General features: G+C 51.2%; 1 protein-coding gene. It reads right to left on the bottom strand.

Annotated features, from left to right (window positions below; genetic code table 11):
• Nucleotides 1-85 precede the first annotated feature (85 nt).
• The coding region (locus IEX86_RS24885) for a hypothetical protein (protein ID WP_229685513.1) at nucleotides 86-527 on the bottom strand (442 nt) is incomplete at its 5' end.

The following is a 527-nucleotide window of genomic DNA, read 5'->3' on the forward strand; positions in this document are numbered from 1 at the left end:
GTGAATGGAGGTACAAGCACTACTGGGTGATGCCTTAATAGGCTGAAAAGACTCCCTTGCTAAGATCTAGAAAAAACAAGCAAAATTATGCCGTGGGATTTTGCCTTTCTGCTTCTACGACCTGCTCATAAGTTAGGCCTTCCCTTCGCGCCTTTCTGCGTATTCTCTCGTAATCCGCTGCCGCAGCATGGGGGTTGCCTGTGAGTTCTTGGGCCCGCTTAGCTTTCTGCATTCTCTGGTAATCAGCTGCCATGGCATCGGAATTGCCTGTGAGATCTTGGGCACGCTTAGCGTCCATCACTCTTTGGTAATCAGCTGACGTGGCGTTGGGGTTGTCTGTGAGCTCTTGGGCACGCTTAGCGCTCTGCATTCTCCTGTAATCAGCCGATGTAGCCTCGGGGTTGCCTGTGAGCTTCTGGGCAAGCTTGGCACGGCTCTTATTCTTACTCCCGGTCATAGTTTCTATAACGCTTTCAGCTTGTTTTGCTGTCAATCCGGGTATCTGCTCAGCTATCTGCGCTGGCCTT

Origin of the sequence: Pseudomonas asuensis (assembly GCF_014646755.1) — a bacterium.
Classification (GTDB): Bacteria; Pseudomonadota; Gammaproteobacteria; order Pseudomonadales; family Pseudomonadaceae; genus Chryseomonas; species Chryseomonas asuensis.